This is a genomic window from Streptomyces sp. NPDC087310, assembly GCF_044744405.1.
In the GTDB taxonomy this organism is placed as follows: Bacteria; Actinomycetota; Actinomycetes; order Streptomycetales; family Streptomycetaceae; genus Streptomyces.
In genome coordinates this window covers 106,964-123,086 of sequence record NZ_JBIUYF010000005.1, presented here as the reverse complement: position 1 = coordinate 123,086, position 16,123 = coordinate 106,964, and the positions used below count along the sequence as shown (strand labels likewise).

The following is a 16,123-nucleotide window of genomic DNA, read 5'->3' as shown; positions in this document are numbered from 1 at the left end:
TGCACGTGGGGGGCGGTCCTGACCCCTGGGTGACGTTAAAGTGCCCGGGTGAGCAGAGTTGGGGAACACATAGCGCGGACCTGTCGTCGCGGAGGGGCTCTCGCCCTCTCCGCCCTGGTGCTGGCGGGGTGCGCGGAACCGTCGGGACCCGACGCCAAGCCCTCGCGGTCGGCGACGGGAAGCACGACCGGCGGCGGCGGTGGCGGCGCCGACGCCGGTACGTTCGGCGTCAGCCCGCTCGACAACAGCGACGGTACGAAGCCGGGGCTGGCGCCGATGGCGTCCGACGCCGACAAGAAGGCCGGGCTGAAGATCGTCGAGCAGGTGACCACCAAGGGCCGGGGGCCGAAGACGGGCTACGACCGGAAGAAGTTCGGCTACGCCTGGATGGACACGGCGGACGGCGTGCCGCTCGCCAGGAACGGCTGCGACACCAGGAACGACCTGCTCGCCAGGGACGGGAAGGACCTCGAATACCGCTCGGGGTCCGACTGCGTCGTCATCTCCATGAGCCTGAACGACCCGTACACGGGCAAGGAGATCGACTGGCGCAAGGAGGCGGCGGCCAAGGTCCAGATAGACCATGTGATACCGCTCTCCTACGGCTGGCAGATGGGCGCGTCCCGGTGGGACGAGGCCAAGCGGAAGCAGCTCGCCAACGACCCGCTCAACCTCGTTCCCGTGGACGGCCCGACCAACGGCTCCAAGAGCGACTCGGGCCCGGCGTCCTGGCTGCCGCCGAGCAAGGGGATCCGCTGCTCGTACGCCGTACGGTTCGCACAGGTCGCGCTCAAGTACGAACTGCCGGTGACCACGGCGGACAAGAAGACGATGCTGGCCCAGTGCGGCGGCTGACGTCCCCGTACGCCGGACAACGGACAACGGACGGGTAGAAGCGGCCGGGTCAGGCGCGGGCCCGGAGGAAGGCCGACGTGGAGACCTGTCCCAGCATCTCCAGCCGTGAGCCGCCGCCGGCCAGATGCTTCTCGGTGGCCGACTGGACGCCCTGCCAGTGGGCGTCGCCGTAGTCGTCCAGGACGACGATCCCGCCGGGCGCCACGATCTCCTCGGCCCACTCCAGATCCGCGAGGACCCCGGCCTCGGAGTGGTCGCCGTCCACGACGATCACCCCGTACGCACGGTCGGAGACCGCCGCCCGCACCTCGGGGTCGCCCGAGAAGCCCTGCTGGACCCGGGCCTCGACGCCCGGCCTGCCGCTCAGCGCGAGGTTGGCGCGTACGACGTCCATCCGCACCGGGGTGCCGGTCGGGTCGGCCGCCTGCTTCGTGCCCGGCTGGAGCTGGCTGCCCGCCAGCGGGTCCACGATGGTCAGCCGGGGTTCCGTCCCCGCGCGGTGCAGCATCCGCGCCAGCGAGGCCGAGAACAGGCCGTACAGCGTGCCGATCTCCAGGACGTCCCGGTTCGGCGGGCCGAGCAGCGGCACCGTGGCGAGCTTGCCGCACACGTTCGACGTGGACCCGGCGAGCCGGCCGAGGGCCAGCGTCTCCAGGGCGATCACCTGGCGGAAGGCGACGGTGACGTTACGGCGCGCGGCCGTGGCATCCTCGCCGGTCACCGCGACGATCTGGCGTACGAGGGTGTCGATCTGGCCGGGGGTCGGCACCCGGGAGCCGTTCCGGCCCGTCTTGTCGAACAGCAGACTGAACGCGTAACTCTGACCACGCAGTTCCGTGATCTCGCGCCGGAGGGTGTCGAGGTCGGAGCGCAGCGGTCCGGTGGATCGCCCGATGCGCCGGTCGACCAGGGCGGCGGCCGGACGAAGGATCCGCTTCGTCAGCCGGTTGCTCAGCAGAGAGGACATGCGCGGAAACTACGCCTCGTCAGGTCGCGGCGGACCACACCGCCGTGCTCAATGGGTGAAGGGTTGATGGCGCGCGGGCGACGCGGATGTGGCGTGACGGCGGTCGGTACCCGTGACGGCGGTCGGTACCGGCGGGCGGGATGCCGTGGTGAACGGGGGCGGTCCACCCCGCTGTGTCACACTCCTGGAGATGCGGCACCCCGCCGCAGTCTGCCGTAGCCAGGGGGGAGGAGCCCGTACGCGGATGACGGTCCGTAGCCAGATGGTGCGATTCGCGCTCGTGGGAGCGGCGAACACGGGCACGTACTACGCCTTCTATCTGCTCCTGCTGACCCGGCTGCCGTACGTCGCCTCGCACCTCGTCGCGTCCGGGCTGAGCATGATCGGCTCGTTCTTCCTGAACAGTTGGTTCACCTACCGGACCCGCCCGACCTGGCGGAAGTTCCTGCTCTTCCCGCTCACCAACGCGGCGAACCTCCTCATCACCACCGTCGGCGTCTATCTGCTCGTCGACCTCGCGCACCTCGGCAGCCGGTACGCCCCGCTGATCGCGGCGGCCGGAGCGGTCCCCGTCACCTTCGTGGTCTCCCGCGCGATCATGCTGCCCCGCGACCCGGCTCCGGACGGACGCGCCGGCCCGAGCAGGCCGCGTACCCCAATCTCCCGGTGAATCGTTGGTCGAAGCAGTGGCCCACACCACGTCCACTGCCTACCATCGATCACTGCAAGGTCTTGTGCATCGCCGCACAATCACGCCGGGAGGCCCCCTTTGCACCGCCGCCGTCGCACCGCGCTCTCCTTGTCCGTCGCCCTGCTCGCCGCGGCCCCGCTGCTCACCGCCTGCGGCGGTGACGCCCATCCCGGAGCGGCGGCGGTCGTCGGCGGGCAGCGGATCGAGGTGGCCACGCTCCAGTCCGCGGTACGGGACGTACGGGACGCGCAGCGGGCCACACCGGAGTCCGCCCAGCTCATCAAGGACACCGCGCAGCTCAGCCAGGCCAAGCTGAACGGCATGATCTTCGACCGGGTGCTCCAGCGCGCCGCCGACGACGCCGGGGTCGGCGTCAGCCGCAAGGAGATCCAGGACACCCGTGCGCGGGCCGCCGCGCAGTCGGGCGGGGAGAAGCGGTTCGCCGCGATGCTGCTCCAGCAGGGCGCGCTCTCCTCCGGGCAGATCGACGCCGCGATCCGCCGCGAGGTGCTGCTGACCAAGGTGGCGGGGGCGTTCGGCGCGAACACCTCGACCCCGGAGGGGCAGCAGAGGGTGCTCGCCGAACTGACGAGGACGTCGAAGCAGATGGGTATCGACGTCAATCCGCGGTACGGAAGCTGGAACGACCAGGAGGTGCGGCTCGGCGAGACGAAGACGCCGTGGATCACCCAGGTCACCCGCCAGGCACCGGAGCAGCAGCCCTCGGACGCCTGACGCGCCACGGCTGACGTGCCACGCCTGGCGTCCGACCGTCCGTGGCGCCCGTACGTTCGGGTGGGGCGCCTGTGCGTTCGGGTCGTGATGCCCGTGCGTCGGGCGGGGTCCGACCGGAGGTAGGTTCGAGAGGTGACAGACGAAGCTTCCGCAGCCCCCGGCCGTATCGTCCTGCTGACCGCCAGCCACCGGGTCGCGCCCGGTCTGCTGTCCTGGCCCGCCTGGCGGACGCTGCACGCCGCCGACCGCGTGGTGTGCGCCGACGCCGGCCATCCGCAGTTGCCGTATCTGCGCGAGGCCGGCGTCACCGTGGAGCACATCGCGCCCGGCGCGCAGGACCTGGTCGACGCGTGCGCCGACGGCCGTACCGTCGTGGTGATCCCCGCCGCCGTCGGGGACGGGACCGACGCGCGGCTGACGGACGGCCTCGCGCGGCTGGCGGGATCGGGCCGGGTCCGGATGCCGGACCTGGAGCTGCTGCCCGGATCGTACGACCTGCCGGGCGCCCGGCTCCTCGACCTCGTCCAGGTCATGGACCGGATCAGGGAGGAGTGCCCCTGGTCGTCGGGGCAGACGCACGAGGGGCTCGCGAAGTACGCCATCGAGGAGGCGTACGAACTGGTCGAGGCGATCGAGGACGGCGACGCCGACGAACTGCGCGAGGAGCTGGGGGACGTCCTCCTCCAGGTCGTCTTCCACGCCCGGATCGCCCAGGAGGGCGCGGTAGGAGAAGAAGGGGACGACGGGGAAGAAGGGGACGACGGGGACCTCGGGGAGGAGGACGGGAAGAGCGGGGCGTTCTCCATCGACGACGTCGCGGCCACGATCGTCGAAAAGCTGATCCACCGCCACCCCCATGTCTTCGGTGAGGAGAGCGCCGACACCCCCGAGGAGGTCAAGGCGCACTGGCTCCGGATGAAAGCGGTCGAGAAGCGGCGCGCGTCGGTCACCGACGGCGTACCACTCGGTCAGCCGGGGCTCGCCCTCACCGCGAAGCTCGCGAACCGCGCCCGTACCGCCGGTCTGGAGGTCGCGCTCCCGGAGGGCGAGTCCATCGGATACGAGTTGCTGGCCCTCGCCGTACGGGCGGACGAGTCGGGCGTCGACCCGGAGACGGCGCTGCGCGCGGCGGCGCGTGTATATAGGGACAGGATCCTGGCCGCCGAGCGTGCGCCCGAGGGCACACCGGGCGCGTAAGGCGCGTAAGGCGCGTAAGGCGGACGGGGCGCGTGGGGGCTGCCCCTAGGGCGCCGGGCTCACTCTTCCCGTACGCGCCCCTCCGGCCGTGACCCTACGGTGCAGCGGTTACGGTCGGGGCGTGCCCGATACGTCCGAGAATCCCGCTGCCAGCGCCGCTCCCACCCTCTTCACCTGGGAGTTCGCCACCGACCCTTACCCCGCGTACGCCTGGCTGCGCGAGCACGCGCCGGTGCACCGCACCGAGCTGCCCAGCGGGGTCGAGGCGTGGCTCGTGACCCGGTACGGGGACGCTCGGCAGGCGCTCGCCGACGCGCGGCTCTCCAAGAACCCCGCGCACCACGCCGAGCCGGCGCACGCCCGGGGGAAGACGGGCATCCCGGGGGAGCGCAAGGCGGAGCTGATGACGCACCTCCTGAACATCGACCCGCCCGACCACACCCGGTTGCGGCGGCTGGTGTCCAAGGCGTTCACGCCCCGCCGCGTCGCCGAGTTCGCCCCGCGCGTACAGGAGCTGACCGACCGTCTGATCGACGGCTTCGCCGAGCGGGGCAGCGCGGACCTGATCCACGATTTCGCCTTCCCGCTGCCCATCTACGCGATCTGTGATCTGCTCGGGGTGCCGCCCGAGGACCAGGACGACTTCCGGGACTGGGCGGGCATGATGATTCGCCACACGGGCGGTCCGCGCGGTGGGGTCGCCCGTTCGGTGAAGAAGATGCGCGGCTATCTGGCCGAACTCATCCACCGTAAAAGAGAGAATCCGGGCGACGATCTGATCTCCGGTCTGATCCGGGCGAGCGATCACGGTGAGCATTTGACCGAGAATGAGGCCGCGGCGATGGCCTTTATCATTCTGTTCGCCGGTTTTGAGACCACGGTGAATCTCATCGGTAATGGCATGTACACGCTAATGCGAAATCCGGCCGAGCGTGAGCGATTGCAAAGTTCGCTCGCGGCCGGTGAAACCGGGCTGCTGGAGACCGGGGTCGAGGAACTGCTCCGCCATGACGGACCCGTGGAGATGGCGACCTGGCGGTACGCCGTCGAGCCGCTGACCCTGGGCGGGCAGCGGATCGCGGCGGGCGACCCCGTGCTGGTCGTGCTGGCCGCCGCCGACCGCGACCCGGAGCGCTTCCCCGACCCCGACGTGCTCGACCTCGGGCGGCGTGACAATCAGCACCTCGGGTACGGGCACGGCATCCACTACTGCCTGGGCGCGCCGCTCGCCCGCGTGGAGGGGCAGACCGCGCTCGCCACCCTGCTGACCCGCCTTCCCGACGTGCGGCTTGCGGAAGATCCTTCCGATTTGCGCTGGCGCGGCGGGCTCATCATGAGGGGATTGCGCACGCTTCCGGTGCAGTTCACGCCATTGTCCGGCCGGTAAATTGCCTGACGGTTCGTCAATACTGTGACTTTCACGTGATCTCCGCTGCATCGACTTGTGACAAGCATTCGAGTACCGCTACGTTCACGTCGACTCGGCAACACCATGCCGGAGTTGAATTGACAGTCACACGGAAGGCAACCGCATGTCCCGGAACGGCCGACACCGTCGACCTCGTCAGGCCCCTGCTCTTCTCGTCGCCGCCGGGGTGGCCGGATCCGCGATCGCGATCCCGTTGCTCGGCGCCGGCGCCGCCAACGCGGCGGACGGCTCCACCTGGGACCACGTCGCCGAGTGCGAGAGCGGCGGCGCCTGGAGTGCCGACCTCCGCAACGGGTACTACGGCGGGCTCCAGATGTCCCAGGAGACCTGGGACGAGTTCGGGGGCGCGGACTACGCCGCGCGCCCCGACCTGGCCAGCCGCTCGCAGCAGATAGCCGTGGCCGAGAAGGTGTTCGAGGCCCAGGGGGCGCAGGCGTGGTCCAGTTGCGCCGGTGTCTCCGGGCTGACCAAGGCGGTCGGCGGCGCCGTCTCCGGCGTCGTGGAGGGGGTGACGGGCGGCGGCGAGAGCACCGACCCGTCCGGAACCCCGTCGACCGACCCGTCCGGGAGCACGTCGCCGTCGGCTGACGGTACGACCGGCAAGGGCGAGAGCGCGGGGACGGAGCAGGACGGGGACGGGTACCCGGACGCCACCAGCCCGAGCCCCGGAGCCACCGGTTCCGCGACCGGCGAGGACGACGCCGACGGCAAGGGCGGCACGTCCAAGGGCAAGCACCGCGGCCAGGCGGCCGACGAGAGCGCCACGCCGGGCGGTACGACGGAGGAGCGCGGGGCGGACAGCCGCGCGTCCCGCGGGGCCGGAGGGACGCGTGACGCCGGCAAGCTCACGGAGGGCGTGGAGCGCGAGGTCGAGCGGGTCGTCACCGCGGTCGGCGGCCACCTCTCCCTGGCGACCGGCGGGCAGAAGGTCGTCGGCGGCTGGGTCTGAGTCACCCCGCGCCGGGGGGTCGGGCCGGCGGTTCTGTCCGACCGGGCCGGTGGCCCGACTGACCGGGGCCGGCGGCGCCCACTGACCGGGGCTGGCGGTCCTGTCCGACTGCGGTCGGCGGCCCTCGCTGACCGGAGCCGGTGGCCCGCACCGAGCGGAGCCGGTGGTTCCGACTGACCGGAGCTGACGGCCCCACCGGCCGGAGTCAGCGGTCCGACCGACCGGAGTCAGCGATTCCGGGGCCGAAGCCGAAGATTCCGGGGCCGGAGTTGAAGTTTCCGGCGACCGGATCCGAAGTTTCCGGCGACCGGATCCGAGGATTCCGGGACGGGAACGGGCGGTTCCGGGATCGGCGCGCACGGATTCCGGATCGGCGTGCACGGGTCCGGCGACCCGGAACGCACGGTTCCCGGATCGGCGTGCACGGATCCGGCGACCCGGAACGCACGGATCGCGGATCGGCGCGTACGGATCCGGGACCCGGACACCTACGGATCCGGCGACCCGGAACGTACGGATCCGGAGCGGGCGGGCGAGTGCCGTTGAACGGCGCCCCGTTGACGCCTCCTCGGCCGCGTCCGTCCTGGCCAGCGCCTCCGATCTCCGGCCGGAACGCGGTCAGTTAGCGACCGTATGTCCCCTTCTGTGCAAGTGAGACAAGGGTCTCTTCACCGCAACTCGGGCTCTGCGCCCCGGCCGTTGGGCGAATCCGGTTCCCACCTGCGGAAACGTATTGTCCGTCGGAGGAGGTAAGGGCGTTTTTTCCGGGATGTGCTTCTTTGAACAACCGGCAGGGCTGTGATTACGGTCTGAACCGCTCGCACCGCGGGCCTCGTCGACCGTCACGCCGAATCCTGCCGTCGGTCGGGGGGAGTAATCGTCGCTTCAAGCGCCGAAGGCAGGAGCGGGGGACCCATAGGTTCGTGCCGGGCCCGGCCGTCGAGAGACGGGCGGAGACCGGCTTGGGGTGAAGCCGCGTGTGAGAGCACGCGGCCGGGCAACTCATTGGCCCGAACCCGACAGCTCACCTCGTAGGCGTCGGTGAGGAGATGTGTTCCATGCTGCTGCGTTCCAGCAAGGCCAAGCACCGTCGCGCGTCCAAGGCCGTCCGCTACGCGACGCTCGCCGGGATCACCGGTGCCGCCGTCGCGGCCCCCCTGCTCGGTGCCACCGCCGCCTCCGCCGCCACCGCCTCCGAGTGGGACCAGGTCGCCCAGTGCGAGTCCGGCGGCAACTGGTCGATCAACACCGGCAACGGGTTCTACGGCGGTCTGCAGTTCACGCCCTCCACCTGGGCCGCTTACGGCGGTACCTCCTACGCCCAGCGCGCCGACCAGGCATCCAAGTCGCAGCAGATAGCCGTCGCCGAGAAGGTCCTCGCGGGTCAGGGCAAGGGCGCCTGGCCGAACTGCGGCGTGAACCTCTCCGGCGCCTCGTACGGCGGCGGATCGACCGGCTCCGGTTCCGGTTCCGACACCGGTTCCTCCAGCTCCAACAACTCCGGTAGCTCCAGCAACTCCGGTAGCTCCAGCAACTCCGGTACGCAGAAGTCCGCCCCGAGCCAGCAGGCGCAGCCGCAGCAGTCGAGCCGTGACGAGGCGCAGCCGGCCTCGCGTGGCCAGAGCCGTCCCGCGACGATCAAGAAGGGTGACGGCGAGTACAAGGTCAAGTCCGGCGACACCCTCTCCAAGATCGCGACCGCCCAGAAGGTCAAGGGCGGCTGGGAGAAGATCTTCGACCTGAACAAGGACATCGTCCCCGACGCGGACGTCATCTACCCGGGTCAGCAGCTCCACCTGAGCTGATCCGTCCTTCCCGGCCCGGCGCGTCACCCCCGTACGCGCCGGGCCGGGGCCTTTTCCGGGCACCGGGCACGGATAACGGGGCACCGGACCGGGCCTCATGTCGCCCGGGAGGGTCCACGGCGGCGTCTTAGGGGCGGGCACCGGCTGGCCGATGACCCGGAGCCGGTTAGGCTCATGTCGCAAGGCCAAGAGACCCTGCACCCACGCGTCACATCCAGAAGGAGATGCTCGTGCCGTCCATCGACGTCGTCGTAGCCCGGGAAATCCTCGACTCCCGAGGCAACCCCACGGTCGAGGTCGAGGTCGGCCTCGACGACGGCAGCACGGGTCGTGCTGCCGTCCCCTCCGGTGCCTCCACCGGTGCGTTCGAGGCCGTCGAACTCCGCGACGGAGACGCCAACCGTTACCTGGGCAAGGGTGTCGAGAAGGCCGTCCTCGCCGTCATCGAGCAGATCGGCCCGGAGCTGGTCGGGTACGACGCCACCGAGCAGCGCCTCATCGACCAGGCGATGATCGACCTGGACGCGACCGAGAACAAGGGCTCGCTGGGCGCCAACGCCATCCTCGGTGTCTCCCTCGCCGTCGCGCACGCCGCCTCCGAGGCGTCCGACCTCCCGCTCTTCCGCTACCTGGGCGGCCCGAACGCGCACCTGCTGCCCGTTCCGATGATGAACATCCTGAACGGTGGCTCGCACGCCGATTCGAATGTCGACATCCAGGAATTCATGATCGCCCCGATCGGCGCGGAGTCCTTCTCCGAGGCGCTGCGCTGGGGCGCCGAGGTCTACCACACGCTCAAGAAGGTCCTGAAGCAGAAGGGCCTCTCCACCGGCCTGGGCGACGAGGGCGGCTTCGCGCCCAACCTGGAGTCCAACCGCGCCGCGCTCGACCTCATCCTCGAAGCGGTCAAGGAGGCCGGTTACGTCCCCGGCCGTGACATCGCGCTCGCGCTCGACGTCGCCGCGTCCGAGTTCTACAAGGACGGCTCCTACGAGTTCGAGGGCAAGTCGCGCTCGGCCGCCGAGATGACCGAGTACTACGAGGAGCTGGTCGCCGCCTACCCGCTCGTCTCCATCGAGGACCCGCTCTTCGAGGACGACTGGGCCGGCTGGAAGGTCATCACCGACAAGCTGGGAGCCAAGGTCCAGATCGTCGGCGACGACCTCTTCGTCACCAACCCGGAGCGCCTCGCCCGGGGCATCGAGGAGGGCTCGGCCAACGCCCTGCTCGTCAAGGTCAACCAGATCGGCTCGCTGACCGAGACCCTGGACGCCGTCGAGCTGGCCCAGCGCAACGGCTTCAAGTGCATGATGTCCCACCGCTCCGGTGAGACCGAGGACGTCACGATCGCCGACCTCGCGGTGGCCGTGAACTGCGGTCAGATCAAGACCGGCGCCCCGGCCCGCTCGGACCGCGTCGCCAAGTACAACCAGCTTCTGCGCATCGAGGAGATCCTCGACGACGCGGCGGTGTACGCGGGCCGCAGCGCGTTCCCGCGCTTTCGCTCCGCGAACTAGTTGACCAGAGGGCGGGCGGCGCGCAACGCGTAGCCCGTCGCGGGCGGTGAACCGCCCGTCGTCCGTACGTCCCCGGCCGCGGTCCCGTACCGTGTCCGGGGACGTACGTACGTGACAGGGGAGGCGGGCCATGGCCGGGAACCGCGACCGGTTCTCCACCTCGACCAGACTGCGGCTGCTCGGCGAGCAGACCGCGGCCCGGGTCTACCGCTCGCAGAACCGCAGGCAGGACCGCCGGTCCCGGCTCACGGGACGGGCGGCCTTCCTCGCGCTGGTCGTCTGCACCCTGGTGGTGGCGCTCGCGTACCCGATGCGGGAGTACGTGTCGCAGCGGAACGAGATCGCCGACCAGGAGCGGCTGAGCCAGGAGGCCCAGCGGCAGGTGGAGGAGTTGCGCGACGAGAAGGCGCGGCTCCAGGACGACGCGTACATCGAGCGGCTGGCCCGCGAGCATCTGCACTACCTGCGGCCGGGGGAGACGGGTTTCACCGTCATCGACCCGGCGGAGGCGGAGGAGCGGCGCGCGGAACAGGGCGCGGCGGACCGGCCCTGGTACTCGAACGTCCTGGACGGCGTGGACGAGGCGGACCGCCCCGGCACCTAGCCCCCCACCCCTCCCCGCACGCAAGCACCGCATGACATGAATCCGCTGACATGAATCCGTTTGACATGAATCCGGAACGGCAGAACCAGGCAGGCATGAAGACGCCCCCTCCGCAGACCGTACGCACCGAGCCCACCGAGGCGGACGTCGCCGCTTTCAAGGAGCAGCTCGGCCGCCCGCCGCGCGGGCTGCGCGCCATCGCGCACCGCTGCCCCTGCGGACAGCCGGACGTGGTCGAGACCGCCCCGCGGCTCCCCGACGGCACGCCCTTCCCGACGACGTACTACCTGACCTGCCCGCGCGCGGCCTCGGCCATCGGCACGCTGGAGGCGAACGGTGTCATGAAGGAGATGACCGAGCGCCTCGCGACCGACCCCGAGCTGGCCGCCGCGTACCGCGCGGCGCACGAGGACTACCTCGCGCGGCGCGATGCCATCGAGGTGCTGGAGGGCTTCCCCAGCGCGGGCGGCATGCCGGACCGGGTGAAGTGCCTGCACGTCCTGGTCGGCCACTCGCTGGCGGCCGGCCCCGGGGTGAACCCGCTGGGTGATGAGGCGCTGGCGATGCTCCCGGAGTGGTGGGCGAAGGGCCCGTGCGTCACGCCGTGCGGTTCCGGTCCGTCCGACGCGGGGACGGGTACGGCATGACCAGGGTCGCGGCCGTCGACTGCGGTACGAACTCGATCCGCCTGCTCGTCGCGGACGTCCACCCGGAAACGGGCGAACTGGTCGATCTCGACCGGCGGATGACGGTCGTACGGCTCGGCCAGGGCGTCGACCGGACGGGCCGGCTCGCGCCGGAGGCGCTGGAGCGTACGTTCGCCGCCTGCCGGGAGTACGCGGCGGTCATCGCGGAGCACGGCGCCGAGCGGATCCGCTTCGTGGCCACGTCCGCCTCGCGCGACGCCGAGAACCGCGACGACTTCGTGCGCGGGGTGCTGGACATCCTGGGCGTGGAGCCCGAGGTGATCACCGGCGACCAGGAGGCGGCGTTCTCCTTCACCGGCGCGACGAAGGAGCTGCCCGGCCAGGACAGCTTCCTCGTGGTGGACATCGGCGGCGGCTCCACCGAGTTCGTCGTCGGTGACGACCGGGTGCGGGCGGCCCGGTCGGTGGACATCGGCTGCGTACGGCTGACGGAGCGCCATCTCGTACGGGACGGCGGCGCCGTCCTCGACCCGCCGACGCCCGCCGCGATCGCCGCGATCCGCGCGGACATCGAGGCGGCGCTCGACCTCGCGGAACGGACCGTCCCGCTGCGCGAGCCCCGTACGCTGGTCGGCCTGGCCGGCTCGGTGACGACGGTGGCCGCGATCGCGCTGGGCCTGGAGACCTACGACTCCGCGGCGATCCACCGCTCCCGCGTCCCGTACGAGCGGGTCAAGGAGATCACCGACCACCTGCTCGCCGCCACCCACGCGGAACGGGCCGAGATCCCGGTGATGCACCCGGGCCGGGTGGACGTCATCGGCGCGGGCGCTCTCATCCTCCTCGCGATCATGGAACGGACCGGCGCCCAGGAGGTCGTCGTCAGCGAACACGACATCCTGGACGGAATCGCCTTTGGCTGCGCGCTCGACGGGTCGTGACGGTACGGAAGCGAACGGGCCGCCCCGGGTCCTCGGACTCGGGGCGGCCCGCTGTCAGATGGCGCGGTAGACGTCGCGCCGGTCGCCGACCTTGACGACGAGGATGACGAGCGCGCCGTCCTCGACCTGGTAGGCGACCCGGTAGTTGCCGACCCGGAGCCGGTAGAGGTCCGAGGGCCCGGCGAGCTTTTTGACGTCGGCGTCCTCACGGTACGGATCGTCGCCGAGCGCGGTCAGCGCGGTCAGGATGCGCATGGCGGCATGTCGGTCGATGGCCCGGAGCTGCCGCTGTGCCGCCGTCGTGAACCGGAACGCGTACTTCACGCCGCGTCTTCCGCGTGCTCGGCGAACAGGTCTGCCAGTAGTTCCCCCATGGTCACGGTGGGGCCGCCCTCGGCCAGTACCGCTTCCGCCTCGCGGGCCAGCAAGAGGTCGGCCGCCTCTTCCAGGGCCTCGAAGTCCGTGATCGGCACCACGGCGGCCACGGGTACGCCGTTGCGGGTGATCACTGTGGGCGTGCCCTGCTCGGCGCGGTTGATGTGGTCCGCGAGGTGTGCACGGGCTTCGCGTACGGTCACGGTGCCTTCAGTCATGGAGCCAGTGTACGCCTCGGCGTGTACACGGGTTCAGGTTCACCCGTGTTCCGCGCGGAGACGTGACCCCCGTGGACACCCGGTGATCCGCATGGAAACATTGCGCTCTCTTCGCCCGGGTTTACCGAGCGAATCGAGACGGGGGGAACAATTGATTCCGCATAAGCGTGTCCGTATGCCTCGCCCGCTGCTGAGAGCGGGAATGGTCGTCGCGGCGACCGCGCTCGTCGGCACGATGGTGACCGGGGGAACGGCCTCCGCCGTACAGGCCGCTCCGCCGATTTCGACGGGGGCCGTGTTCAACGATCCCCTGGGTTCTTCCGATGCGCAGAACACGGTGAAGAACCACATCATCGGCGCCATCAACAATACCCAGAGCGGGCGGCTGATCCGTGCCGCGCTCTATGCCCTGAACGATCAGGATTACACGAACGCGCTGAAATCCGCCCATGCGCGCGGTGTCATGGTCAGGGTCGTGCTCGACGCGAAATACGCGGACTCGGCGGCGGCCAGGAGCCTGGTCGCCGAGTTGGGGACGGATCGTACCGCCACCTCGTGGGTGCGGGTCTGTACGGCGGGTGGGGCGTGTATCTCCACCGGTCACAGTTCGATGATCAACCATAATAAATTCTTCACCTTCTCCCGGATCGGCAGCGCGGGAGAGGCCGAGGACGTGGTGATCCAGACGTCCGCCAACCAGACAAGTCTCAACACCGCGAAATACTGGAACAACGCCTATACCGTGGTCGGAAATACCGATCTCTACACGGCGTACGTGGGCTATTTCAATGACCTGGCAGCGATGAAGAAGAACGCCAACTACTTCACCAGCGGCAAGGTCGGTACGGAGAAGTACTACTTCTTCCCGCAGAGCACGGGCGACATCGTGGTGGGCCTTCTCGACAATGTCTCCTGCGCCGCCCGGAGCAAGGTGAGCGTGGCGGCCTTCGCGCTGCACCGGGACGAGGTCGCGGACAAGCTGAGCTCCATGGCCGCCCAGGGCTGCGTCATCCGGATCGTGTACGCGGAGAGCAACGACGCGGCCAAGCTCGCGGGCCGGCAGAACATCGACATCCGCCGACTCAACACGGCAGACGGCCACCTCGTGCACTCGAAGTACTTCCTGGTCGAGGGAACGTACGCGGGCCACGCCGACACCAAGTGGACCTTCACCGGCTCCCACAACCTGGACTACGCGTCGCTCCGGCGGAACGACGAGGCCCTGCTCCGTCTGGAGGGCGCCGCGCCGTACGACGCGTACAGCCAGAACTTCACGAACCTGCTGAACGCCGCCACCCGGGACTGACGCGGCGTCCCGGGGCTGATGCCGCGACCCGGGACTGACGCCGGTACCGCCCCTTTCGCGGCGCCCCCGGATCCCTTCGCCGGAAACTTCGTGAACTTCTTCACAAGGAAAACGCTCCCGGTGGGCGCCGTACCCGGTCGGGAGGGTCCGCTGTCAGGAGCGCCGACCCTCCGAGCCCTTGTACCGGGTGGTTCGGGGGGTGGGGCGGCGGCGCGAATCGTATGGCCGGTTCGGCGTGCGGGGGGCGGTGGAATGGCCAGCTCACGAGGGGTGGACAACGTCTAAACGCCCGGTCTGGTTCCCCTGGGTCGACATGACCTGGATCACGTGAGCCGCGCAGTGTAACACGAGGGGGGTAACACCTTGTGAAGGGGCTCACGAGCACCCCCTCCGAGGGGGGTGGATACTCGATGGCATGAGCACCACGGAGCGTCCCAGGATCCTCGTTGTAGGCGGTGGGTACGTAGGCCTGTACGCAGCTCGTCGCATTCTGAAGAAGATGCGCTACGGGGAGGCGACCGTCACGGTCGTCGACCCTCGCTCGTACATGACGTACCAGCCCTTCCTCCCCGAAGCCGCCGCCGGCAGCATTTCGCCTCGGCATGTCGTCGTACCGCTGCGACGCGTGCTGCCCAAGGCTGAGGTGCTCACCGGCCGGGTCACCACCATTGACCAGGACCGCAAGGTCGCCACGGTCGCGCCGCTCGTCGGCGAGTCCTACGAGCTGCCCTTCGACTACCTCGTCATCGCGCTCGGCGCGGTCTCCCGTACCTTCCCGATCCCCGGCCTCGCCGAGCAGGGCATCGGTATGAAGGGCATCGAGGAGGCCATCGGCCTGCGCAACCACGTCCTCGAACAGCTCGACAAGGCTGACTCGACGACCGACGAGGAGGTCCGCCGCAAGGCGCTGACCTTCGTCTTCGTGGGCGGCGGCTTCGCCGGCGCGGAGACCGTCGGCGAGGTCGAGGACCTGGCGCGCGACGCGGCCAAGTACTACACGAACGTCAAGCGCGAGGACATGCGCTTCCTGCTCGTGGACGTCGCCGACAAGATCCTCCCCGAGGTCGGCCCGAAGCTGGGCGCCTGGGGCAAGGAGCACCTCGAAGGCCGCGGTGTCGAGGTCTACCTCAAGACCGGCATGGACTCCTGCGTCGACGGTCACGTCGTGCTCAACAACGGCCTTGAGGTCGACTCCAACACCATCGTGTGGACCGCGGGCGTCAAGCCCAACCCGGCGCTCGCCCGCTTCGGTCTGCCGCTCGGCCCCCGCGGCCACGTGGACACCAGCGAGAAGCTCCAGGTCCAGGGCACCGACTACATCTGGGCCGCCGGCGACAACGCCCAGGTCCCGGACCTCGTCGGCCGCAAGGCCGGCAACCCGAACGCCTGGTGCCCGCCCAACGCCCAGCACGCGCTGCGCCAGGCCAAGGTCCTCGGCGACAACGTCATCTCGGGCATGCGCGGCTTCCCGCAGGGCGACTACAGCCACGCCAACAAGGGTGCGGTCGCCGGTCTCGGGGTCCACAAGGGCGTCGCGATGATCGTCATGGGCAAGATGAAGATCAAGGTCAAGGGCCGGCTGGCCTGGTACATGCACCGTGGCTACCACGGCATGGCCATGCCGACCTGGAACCGTAAGATCCGCGTCTTCGCCGACTGGACGCTCGCGATGTTCCTCAAGCGCGAGGTCGTCTCGCTCGGCGCCATGGAGACGCCGCGCGAGGAGTTCTACGAGGCCGCGAAGCCGACCCCGGCGCCCGCCGCCGCGTCGGCCGCGCCCGCGGAGAAGGCCAAGGCTTCTTAACGCACGCGGTACTGAAAGGGCCGTCCGCCATCCGTGGTGCGGGCGGCCCTTCCGCATGCCCGGACGCATGCCGACCGCACACC

General features: G+C 70.0%; 16 protein-coding genes and 1 riboswitch. Of the genes, 13 read left to right on the top strand and 3 right to left on the bottom strand.

Annotated features, from left to right (window positions below):
• Positions 1–48 precede the first annotated feature (48 nt).
• On the top strand, positions 49–855 hold the full coding sequence (locus tag ACIO3P_RS19800) for an HNH endonuclease family protein (RefSeq protein WP_401852664.1): 807 nt from the start codon (positions 49–51) through the stop codon (positions 853–855).
• Positions 856–904: 49 nt separating this feature from the next.
• Here ACIO3P_RS19800 and ACIO3P_RS19795 read toward each other — a convergent pair whose 3' ends face one another.
• Positions 905–1,822, bottom strand: a complete 918-nt coding sequence (locus ACIO3P_RS19795) for a class I SAM-dependent methyltransferase (protein WP_401852663.1) — start codon at positions 1,820–1,822, stop codon at positions 905–907.
• A 244-nt stretch (positions 1,823–2,066) separates the two neighbouring features.
• On the opposite strand from ACIO3P_RS19795, the gene ACIO3P_RS19790 reads away from it, so the two are divergent.
• The 10 genes from ACIO3P_RS19790 to ACIO3P_RS19745 all read left to right on the top strand — a co-directional run bounded on the left by ACIO3P_RS19790 (position 2,067) and on the right by ACIO3P_RS19745 (position 12,337).
• Positions 2,067–2,492, top strand: a complete 426-nt coding sequence (locus tag ACIO3P_RS19790) for a GtrA family protein (RefSeq protein ID WP_329823429.1) — start codon at positions 2,067–2,069, stop codon at positions 2,490–2,492.
• A gap of 99 nt (positions 2,493–2,591) precedes the next feature.
• Positions 2,592–3,248 (top strand): SurA N-terminal domain-containing protein, encoded by a 657-nt coding sequence (locus ACIO3P_RS19785; protein WP_329823430.1) that lies wholly within the window; start codon positions 2,592–2,594, stop codon positions 3,246–3,248.
• Between the two features lie 132 nt (positions 3,249–3,380).
• Entirely contained in the window at positions 3,381–4,445 is a 1,065-nt protein-coding gene (locus ACIO3P_RS19780; protein ID WP_401852661.1) for a MazG family protein, read from the top strand.
• Between the two features lie 121 nt (positions 4,446–4,566).
• Positions 4,567–5,832 carry a cytochrome P450 gene (locus tag ACIO3P_RS19775; protein WP_329823433.1) on the top strand — a complete coding sequence of 422 codons (1,266 nt, stop codon included), beginning with the start codon at positions 4,567–4,569 and terminating at the stop codon, positions 5,830–5,832.
• Positions 5,833–5,977: 145 nt separating this feature from the next.
• Positions 5,978–6,823, top strand: a complete 846-nt coding sequence (locus ACIO3P_RS19770) for a transglycosylase family protein (protein WP_401795618.1) — start codon at positions 5,978–5,980, stop codon at positions 6,821–6,823.
• Between the two features lie 880 nt (positions 6,824–7,703).
• A riboswitch (cyclic di-AMP (ydaO/yuaA leader) is annotated at positions 7,704–7,876 on the top strand.
• Between the two features lie 8 nt (positions 7,877–7,884).
• Positions 7,885–8,628, top strand: coding sequence for a transglycosylase family protein (locus tag ACIO3P_RS19765; protein ID WP_329823556.1), 744 nt, complete (start codon positions 7,885–7,887; stop codon positions 8,626–8,628).
• 224 nt (positions 8,629–8,852) lie between these two features.
• The gene (gene eno / locus ACIO3P_RS19760) at positions 8,853–10,145 is read left to right on the top strand and encodes a phosphopyruvate hydratase (RefSeq protein WP_329823435.1); all 1,293 of its coding nucleotides are present in this window, start codon (positions 8,853–8,855) and stop codon (positions 10,143–10,145) included.
• Positions 10,146–10,275: 130 nt separating this feature from the next.
• Positions 10,276–10,749 (top strand): septum formation initiator family protein, encoded by a 474-nt coding sequence (locus tag ACIO3P_RS19755; protein WP_329823436.1) that lies wholly within the window; start codon positions 10,276–10,278, stop codon positions 10,747–10,749.
• A 95-nt stretch (positions 10,750–10,844) separates the two neighbouring features.
• Positions 10,845–11,396 (top strand): DUF501 domain-containing protein, encoded by a 552-nt coding sequence (locus ACIO3P_RS19750; protein WP_401795624.1) that lies wholly within the window; start codon positions 10,845–10,847, stop codon positions 11,394–11,396.
• Positions 11,393–12,337 (top strand): Ppx/GppA phosphatase family protein, encoded by a 945-nt coding sequence (locus tag ACIO3P_RS19745; protein WP_329823440.1) that lies wholly within the window; start codon positions 11,393–11,395, stop codon positions 12,335–12,337. The genes ACIO3P_RS19750 and ACIO3P_RS19745 overlap by 4 nt, the downstream gene beginning before the upstream one ends.
• 54 nt (positions 12,338–12,391) lie before the next feature.
• Here the strand turns inward: ACIO3P_RS19745 and ACIO3P_RS19740 are convergent, their stop codons facing one another.
• The gene (locus tag ACIO3P_RS19740) at positions 12,392–12,661 is read right to left on the bottom strand and encodes a type II toxin-antitoxin system RelE/ParE family toxin (protein WP_329823441.1); all 270 of its coding nucleotides are present in this window, start codon (positions 12,659–12,661) and stop codon (positions 12,392–12,394) included.
• The gene (locus ACIO3P_RS19735; protein WP_329823442.1) at positions 12,658–12,930 is read right to left on the bottom strand and encodes a type II toxin-antitoxin system Phd/YefM family antitoxin; all 273 of its coding nucleotides are present in this window, start codon (positions 12,928–12,930) and stop codon (positions 12,658–12,660) included. Before ACIO3P_RS19735 ends, ACIO3P_RS19740 begins: the two co-directional genes overlap by 4 nt.
• A gap of 175 nt (positions 12,931–13,105) precedes the next feature.
• Between ACIO3P_RS19735 and ACIO3P_RS19730 the strand changes: the two genes are divergently transcribed.
• Positions 13,106–14,236, top strand: a complete 1,131-nt coding sequence (locus ACIO3P_RS19730) for a phosphatidylserine/phosphatidylglycerophosphate/cardiolipin synthase family protein (protein ID WP_401852658.1) — start codon at positions 13,106–13,108, stop codon at positions 14,234–14,236.
• 415 nt (positions 14,237–14,651) lie between these two features.
• Positions 14,652–16,040: an NAD(P)/FAD-dependent oxidoreductase gene (locus ACIO3P_RS19725; protein ID WP_329823444.1), complete on the top strand. Its 1,389-nt coding sequence runs from the start codon at positions 14,652–14,654 to the stop codon at positions 16,038–16,040.
• Positions 16,041–16,123 lie beyond the last annotated feature (83 nt).

Bases quoted from the DNA above. Each gene is read 5' to 3' on its own strand.
- ACIO3P_RS19750 (WP_401795624.1), top strand. From the start codon at position 10,845: ATGAAGACGCCCCCTCCGCAGACCGTACGCACCGAGCCCACCGAGGCG.
- ACIO3P_RS19725 (WP_329823444.1), top strand. From the start codon at position 14,652: ATGAGCACCACGGAGCGTCCCAGGATCCTCGTTGTAGGCGGTGGGTAC.
- ACIO3P_RS19730 (WP_401852658.1), top strand. From the start codon at position 13,106: ATGCCTCGCCCGCTGCTGAGAGCGGGAATGGTCGTCGCGGCGACCGCG.
- ACIO3P_RS19790 (WP_329823429.1), top strand. From the start codon at position 2,067: ATGACGGTCCGTAGCCAGATGGTGCGATTCGCGCTCGTGGGAGCGGCG.
- ACIO3P_RS19755 (WP_329823436.1), top strand. From the start codon at position 10,276: ATGGCCGGGAACCGCGACCGGTTCTCCACCTCGACCAGACTGCGGCTG.
- ACIO3P_RS19745 (WP_329823440.1), top strand. From the start codon at position 11,393: ATGACCAGGGTCGCGGCCGTCGACTGCGGTACGAACTCGATCCGCCTG.
- eno (WP_329823435.1), top strand. From the start codon at position 8,853: ATGCTCGTGCCGTCCATCGACGTCGTCGTAGCCCGGGAAATCCTCGAC.
- ACIO3P_RS19735 (WP_329823442.1), bottom strand. From the start codon at position 12,930: ATGACTGAAGGCACCGTGACCGTACGCGAAGCCCGTGCACACCTCGCG.
- ACIO3P_RS19795 (WP_401852663.1), bottom strand. From the start codon at position 1,822: ATGTCCTCTCTGCTGAGCAACCGGCTGACGAAGCGGATCCTTCGTCCG.
- ACIO3P_RS19770 (WP_401795618.1), top strand. From the start codon at position 5,978: ATGTCCCGGAACGGCCGACACCGTCGACCTCGTCAGGCCCCTGCTCTT.